This is a genomic window from Allobosea caraganae, from assembly GCF_003351345.1.
In the GTDB taxonomy this organism is placed as follows: Bacteria; Pseudomonadota; Alphaproteobacteria; order Rhizobiales; family Beijerinckiaceae; genus Allobosea; species Allobosea caraganae.
This window is the reverse complement of the sequence record NZ_QQTO01000028.1, coordinates 63,853-70,787: the sequence shown is the minus strand read 5'-3', so window position 1 is coordinate 70,787 and position 6,935 is coordinate 63,853. Positions and strand designations below refer to the sequence as shown.

Genomic DNA, 6,935 nt, shown 5'->3' with positions numbered 1-6,935 from the left:
CATTGCCGCCGATTGCGACGCTCGCGAGGATGCCGCCGACGCTGACCGAGCCGCCAGCGCCGCCGCCGCCCCCGATGCTCTGCGCCAGGACGCCGTCGGAGAAGGCACCGGTGGTGACGATCGAGGACGTGCCGGCGGCGTTGTCGTTGGTGGTGATGGCGACGGTGCCGGCATTGCCGCCCGCGCCACCCGCGCCGCCGCGGGCGCGGAACAGCGCGCCGGCCGTCGAGCCGTTGCCGGCCGCGCCGCCAATGCTCTGCGCCATCAACCCGGCGGAGGAATAGCCGCTCATGGCGACCGACCCGCCATTGCTCGTCAGCGTCACGCTGCCGCCGGCGCCGGCCGCGCCGCCACTACCGGCATTCGCCTCGATATTGCCGTTGGCATAGTTGCCCTGACCACCGACGCCGCCGACGCTCTGCGCCAGCACGCCCGCGGTCAGGATCGAGAGCGTGGCCGGGGCGTTCTGATCCAGCGTGACCGTCTGGCCCGTCGCCTCGCTTGCAGCGCCCTTGGCCGAGATCGTCGAGCCGTCGTACAGCGTCACGGCGATCGTGCCGCCATTGCCGCCCGCTCCGCCATTGCCGCCGATGGCGTTGCCGGGCCCGGTCGAGACGCCGCCGTCGCCGGCATCGCCGCCCTGGCTGAGGACGACCACGCCGGACCCCGTCGAGGTGATCGCGCCCGACAGCGCGACCGCGCCGGTTCCGCCCGCTCCGCCCGAGCCGCCGGTGACGCCCTGGGCAGTGTCCCAGGCAGTCTGCGCGTCGCCCGCGGCGAGCCCGTTCCCGCCAATACTGCTCATCACCACCGCGGGGCCGCCCGAACTGCTCGTGATCAGGCTGCCGGGGAGCAGCGAGAAGGCAAGCGCTCCGCCCTGGCCCCCGGTTCCCGGATAGCCATAGCGGCCCGTGTTGTTCTTGTTGCCGCCCTGGCCGCCATCGCCGCCGCGAGCTTGCAAGGTGACGAGGCTCGCACCGGCCGGGATCGTTCCGGAGAGAGTTCCGGTAAGGCTGAGATTCAACGCGCCGCCGACGCCGCCGGTCCCGCCATTGCCGCCGTTCGACCAGCTACCCTGCGAGCCCTCGCCGTCCGCTCCGGTTCCGCCGCCGCCGCCGTTGGAGGTGATCGAGACCGCGCCGGCCACACCAGGTCCAGCGACTGTCTGATCGAACGAACCTCCGGCCGATCCGGTCGGGCCCGGATTACCGTTCTTGTGAGACGAGCCATCATTACCGGTACCCGGCCCAACCGGGCCACCCGAGAGATCCAGCGGAAACGAGGTCTGGGCGGACGCGCCGGGCGAAAGTAGCGCCAGCCCGGCAAGCGAGCTGAGCAGGGCATAGCGAAGACGGACGCGCCTGACCGGCACGCCGGGCTGCGGCATGGGGTTCGCGATGCGAATGGGATGCGATCTGGACACGGGTCAGCTCCTCGATCAGGTGCGTCGTTGCGGAATGGACGGAACGTTCGGCAGGCGGGCTGCCTCTGAAACGGATAGCCATGACGCTGCGTCTTGCCGCTCGGCAGAATCGACATTCTGCGGGCTGAAACTGACAACGCGTCGCCAGCGCCAATCCGGCACCGGCGGGCAGGTCCGTGAGACAGGCCAGGCTTACCGTCGGGCTTGGCTCTTGCTCGTCAGTTCGGACCCCCGCTCGACATTTGCGCACCTGCACGGACGGATCGTGGTGGCGCCGCGACGCGAGACCGCGACCATGAGAGCGCGGCGATGCTGATCAGCGGCAGCAGAACGGCCGCGACGTAATGGGCGATAGCCTGCGTCGCCGTGCCGTCGCGGCTGCCGGGAAAGCAGCGGTTGAGGTCGATCTGATCGATCGGCGACACGCGCGAGGCAGCGAGGAAGGCGGGATGATTGACCGAAGGCAGAATGATGCCCCGCCCGGAGGGGTCGAGTTCTGCCAGCGCGCGCATCAGCCTGTAGAGGACGAGCGGGCCCTCGTATTCGTCGCCGTGGACGCCGCCCGTGAGCAGCAATGTCGGCCCATCGCCCCGCTTGGCGACCGCGATCGGGATAGCGATGTGACCGTAGGCGGACTCTTGGACCGAGTGGGGCACCCCCAGATAGCCGCGGCGCACCCCCTCGCCGTCAAAGGATACGAATGACGAGATGAGCGAGCGCTGGGCCATCAGAGCCTCGCGTCGCTGCCGGAGGTCGTCATGCAACTGGCGAGCGATGGTCCGCCGCTCGGGGGCCGGACGCGAGACCGCTCAGTCGACACGCCCGTCGAGCAATAGAACGTATTCTTCCGCCCAAGGCGGTCGGGAAAGCTGGTGGAGGACATCGACATCTCGGAATGACGGGCAGGTGTCCTGGCCAGACCGCTGCATCTCCCGAGATGTTGCCGATTTATCCTATGGGCCGATAATATTGAATTCCAATATGGCCATGTTGTTTCACTATGGCCGCTGCGGCAGCACGATGCCGCCGCGCCAGGCCGGGGACTGGATCGTCTCCATCACGATCTCGGACACGATCGATTGAACCGCCGCGGAGCACTCGCTGTGCGGCAGATGGCGCGCGCTGCAAAGCGACACGTCATGGTGGATCTCGGGATCGACGATCTTCGACCAGCGGAATTTCTGACTGTCCTGCCCGCCCCAGGCCACGATCGCTCCGCCGACCCCAGCCTCGACCAGGGACAGCAACGTCGCCATCGAGTTCGCCTCGGCCGCCACCATGGGCTTGGCTCCCAGCGTCAGAAAGGCCCTCTCGACCACGGTGCGCGTCGGGTTCGGATCCGTCGGCAGCACAAGGCGCCTGCCGACAAGGTCCTGGAGCCGGATTTCCCCAGCGGCAGGCACCTCAGCCGTCCTACGCTCTACGAAGAACAGGAGCTGACGATAGAGAGGCTCGCGCTGGACCCCGACGACCTCCGCATCCTCCGGCAAGAGAGCGATGTCGATATTGCCGCGCAGGAGGCTTTGCTCGTGCAGATGAGTGGGGCTGTCGAAGATCCTGATCCTGATATTGGGATGGCGTCCCAGCGTTGCGGCAGCAATCGGGCCCGCGAAAAAGCCGGAGAAGCTGGTCGTCAAACCCAGCGACACATCGCCCGCGAGCCCTTCACCTGCTTCGATGGTCTGGCGCAACTGATTGATCTCGTTGAGAACGGCGCGCGCGCTCTGGTAGAAGATATTGCCTGCGCGCGTCGTCTGCACGCCGCGCTGGCTGCGAACGAGCAGGGGTGTCCCGAGTTCCTCTTCCAGGTTCGCGATCTGCAGGCTCAAGGCCGGCTGCGCCACGTGCAGCGACAGCGCGGCGCGCGAGAAGCTGCCCGCGTCCACGACGCCGATGAAATACTGGAACTGGCGAAAGTTCATGAAGCCAACCCGTTTCGTCGCGACTGTCCAAGCGTCAGGCCCGTAGCCCGACTATCGCCGAAACGGATCAACTTCGCAGCACCGCTTTCACGCGAACGAGTTGCTTCGCACGATTGATTTCGAGCGCTTGCTCCATCCCGGCCCTCAAGACGCGAATGTCCGCGTTGCCCGGTCATCGTGAAATGAAATGGCCCCATCGCTATTCGGTATTATTCTTCGGCTGGGAAAATCACTAAACGGCGTGCAAGCAATGCAGCCAAGATTGTCGAGCAACCCAGCGAATTGCCGGTGCTCGAGCGCTGTCACGCCCGGCCGAAATGCCGCCGCTTCCGGATTTCCGAAGATCTGAAAAGGCAACGCGACCATGCACGACCTCATCATCGAGGCGCAGCTTCTGCACTGCGTGGACGCTTGCCGGTCATCCGGCTTCGACGACCTCGCTTCATGACCTTCGCCCCCATTGCATCGGAGACCGCGCAATGACCCTCACCGTGATCGAGCATGTGCTGGAACGCCTCAAGGCGATCGGTATCGCCGACGTCTTCGGCGTCCCCGGCGACTACGCCTTCCCCGTCAACGACGCCGTCTGCAACGACAAGGCGATGCGCTGGATCGGCTGCACCAACGAACTCAACGCCGCTTATGCCGCCGACGGCTATGCCCGCGTCAAGGGCATGGCCGCGCTCTCCACGACCTATGGCGTCGGCGAGCTCAGCGCCATCAACGGCGTCGCCGGCGCCTATGCCGAGCACCTGCCGATCTTCCACCTCGTCGGCACGCCCAGCCTGTCGGTGCAGAAATCGCGTGCGGCGATGCATCATACGCTCGGCACCGGCGACTTCGATCTCTTCCGCCGCATGAGCGAGCCGGTCGTCTGCGCCCATGCCGTGATGACGCCGCAGAACGTTGCCTTCGAGACGGAGCGGCTGATCCATGCCGCGCTGTTCCATCGCCGGCCGGTCTACATGGCCTTCCCGGCCGATTGCGCCAACCAGCCCGTGCAGGGCAGGGCCGAGCCGATCGCCATGCCGACCAGCGACGCGAACACCCTGGACGAGGCGACGAACGCCATCGCCTCGGCGCTCGACCAGGCCGGGTCGGCCTGCGTGCTGCCCGGCATCCTGATCGCGCGCTGCGGCCTGCGCGACGCGATGCAGGCGATGATCGACCGCTCGGGCCTGCCCTTCGCCACGATGTTCATGGACAAGTCGGCGCTCGACGAGCGTCAAGCCGCCTATGTCGGCATGTATGACGGCGCGATCATGACCGAAGAGGTGCGCGATTTCGTCGAGGGCTGCGACCAGGTGCTGGCGATCGGCACCTTGGCATCCGACTTCAACACCGGTGCCTTCACCGCGCGGCTCGATCCCGGCCGGACCATCGGCATCGGCCACCACCACGTCCGTGTCGGAGGCAAGACCTTCGCCAATGTCGAGCTGGGCGACGTGCTCGTCGCCCTGGCGGGAAAGCTGGCCAAGCGCCGCTGGAAGACGATTCCGGCGGCGCCGACCGGCGAGCGACCGGGCGGTGGCAGCGATCCGATTACGGCCGAAGCGCTCTATCCACGCTGGGAGAGCTTCCTGAAGCCCGGCGATACCCTCGTCGCCGAAACCGGCACCGCCTCGATGGGGCTCGGCTTCGCGCATCTCCCGGCGGGAGCGACCTTCCACAACCAGACGCTCTGGGGCTCGATCGGCTGGGCGACGCCCGCCGCCGTCGGGGCCGCAGCCGCTGCGCCAGGGCGCCGGACCATCCTGGTCACCGGCGAGGGCTCGCATCAGCTCACCGCGCAGGAGATCGGCCAATTCGGCCGGCTCGGCCTGAAGCCGATCATCTTCGTGCTCAACAATAACGGCTACCTGATCGAGCGGCTGCTCTGCAAGGATCCGGCGATCGCCTATAACGACCTGGCGCCCTGGCGCTACACCGAACTGCCGCATGCGCTCGGCTGCGACGGCTGGTTCACCGCCCGCGTCACCACCTGCGCCGAGCTCGACGCGGCCCTGGCCGAGGCCGAAAATGCCTCCGGCGGCGTCTATATCGAGGTGGTCACCGACACCTACGCGGCCTCAAAGCTGGCCATCAAGCTGCACGACAGCATCGAGTCGCTTTACGCCGCGTGAGCGGGCCCGTGCGGCGACATGCGATGAAAGCCGGTGCGACTGTCGGCCGACAATCCCGCAGCAGGAGTTTGCAATGACGCAGAAGACGGCCTCCGTCTGCCAGGCGCAGACGGTCAATCACATCGCCATTTCGGTCTCGGACCTGCAGCGCTCCAAGGAGTGGTACTGCCGGATGTTCGGCCTGAAGGTTATCCAGGAGAGCGAGGGCAGCGTCCTCCTCGGCTTCGGGCAAACCATGCTCGTGCTTCGCCCTGATCCGAACCCGGGCACCATCTCCCATTTCATGTTCGGCATCGACGGTTATGTCGAGGCGGAACTCGAGGCACGGCTGAAGGCGGAAGGGCTCGATCCGCATCAGGATTCCGACAGCTTCCACATCCGCGATCCGGACGGTCTCAACGTGCAGGTCGGCGACCGTATGCTGGGACTGGCGGGCTTCGTCGAAAATGGTTTCAAGATGACGTGAATGCACCGGGTAGGGGAGAGTTCCGATGCGTGAGGGAGAAGCCAGCAACACCGCGCGGCGCGTGGCCGTGCAGCGGGCCGCGCACCAGCTTTTCGATGTGCCGCTCGTGTTCGAGGACCCGCTTGCCCTGAGGATTCTGGGGGAGGCGGAAGAAGCGACGCTACGCTCGGCCGCACCGGCCGAAAGCCGGACGCCCTTCGCCCTGGCGTTCCGCGCGGCCGTGGTGGCGCGCGGCCGGTTCTGCGAGGACCTGATCAGGGCCGCCGTCGCTCGTGGGCTTCGCCAAGTGGTCCTGCTCGGCGCGGGTCTCGATACGCTCGCCTATCGAGACGTCCTGCCCGCGGATGTCGGGATTTTCGAGGTCGATCACCCGGCGACGCAGGCGTGGAAGCGGCAGATGCTGGCTTCCGCCGCGATTGCCGTACCGTCCTCGGTCTCCTTCGTACCCATCGACTTCGACACCACGTCGCTGGCCGACGGGCTGCGCGCGGGCGGCCTCGACCTCTCCCGGCCGACGTTCTTCTCCTGGCTCGGCGTGGTCTATTATCTGGCGCCCGAAACCGTGCTCGGGACGCTCCGCTACCTCGGCACGCTCGCCTCCGGCGGCGAGCTCGCGTTCGACTATTTCGAGCCGGCTCAGCACTACAGCGAAGAGGAGCGGCCCGGCTTCTCATCTTTGCGCCAGCAGGTCGGCGCCGGCGGCGAGCCGTGGAAGAGCTATTTCGAGCCCGCAGCGCTGGCTGCCACGCTTCGGTCCGCGGGCTTCGGGAAAACCGAGGACCTGGACAGCTCGGCGATGGCCGCTCGCTATTTTGCCGGACGCGACGATGGGCTCGAACCGACCGGGCCGATCCATTTGGTCAGCGGCCGGATCGGCGCTGCGTAGCGCGGACTATGCATCGGCCCCGAACAGCAGGGCAGGTTCAATCCCGCTGCCTTTCCCTCAATGTGGGTTGAGGAATAGTTGAGTCGGTTCTGATCCTCCCGCGGATATGCGGCGA

General features: G+C 66.9%; 5 protein-coding genes and 1 pseudogene. 3 read left to right on the top strand and 3 right to left on the bottom strand.

Annotated elements, in window-relative coordinates:
* The 3 genes and pseudogenes from DWF00_RS20560 to DWF00_RS20550 all read right to left on the bottom strand — a co-directional run.
* Window positions 1-1,423: pseudogene (locus tag DWF00_RS20560) on the bottom strand (hypothetical protein); the annotation flags it as partial.
* A gap of 218 nt (window positions 1,424-1,641) precedes the next feature.
* Window positions 1,642-2,151: a M14 family metallopeptidase gene (locus DWF00_RS20555; protein ID WP_114832433.1), complete on the bottom strand. Its 510-nt coding sequence runs from the start codon at window positions 2,149-2,151 to the stop codon at window positions 1,642-1,644.
* Between the two features lie 270 nt (window positions 2,152-2,421).
* On the bottom strand, window positions 2,422-3,345 hold the full coding sequence (locus DWF00_RS20550; protein ID WP_114832432.1) for a LysR substrate-binding domain-containing protein: 924 nt from the start codon (window positions 3,343-3,345) through the stop codon (window positions 2,422-2,424).
* Window positions 3,346-3,824: 479 nt separating this feature from the next.
* On the opposite strand from DWF00_RS20550, the gene DWF00_RS20545 reads away from it, so the two are divergent.
* The 3 genes from DWF00_RS20545 to DWF00_RS20535 all read left to right on the top strand — a co-directional run bounded on the left by DWF00_RS20545 (window position 3,825) and on the right by DWF00_RS20535 (window position 6,820).
* Window positions 3,825-5,468, top strand: coding sequence for an alpha-keto acid decarboxylase family protein (locus DWF00_RS20545; protein ID WP_114832431.1), 1,644 nt, complete (start codon window positions 3,825-3,827; stop codon window positions 5,466-5,468).
* A 73-nt stretch (window positions 5,469-5,541) separates the two neighbouring features.
* Entirely contained in the window at window positions 5,542-5,934 is a 393-nt protein-coding gene (locus DWF00_RS20540; RefSeq protein WP_181832893.1) for a VOC family protein, read from the top strand.
* 25 nt (window positions 5,935-5,959) lie between these two features.
* On the top strand, window positions 5,960-6,820 hold the full coding sequence (locus DWF00_RS20535) for a class I SAM-dependent methyltransferase (protein WP_114832429.1): 861 nt from the start codon (window positions 5,960-5,962) through the stop codon (window positions 6,818-6,820).
* Window positions 6,821-6,935: the final 115 nt, after the last annotated feature.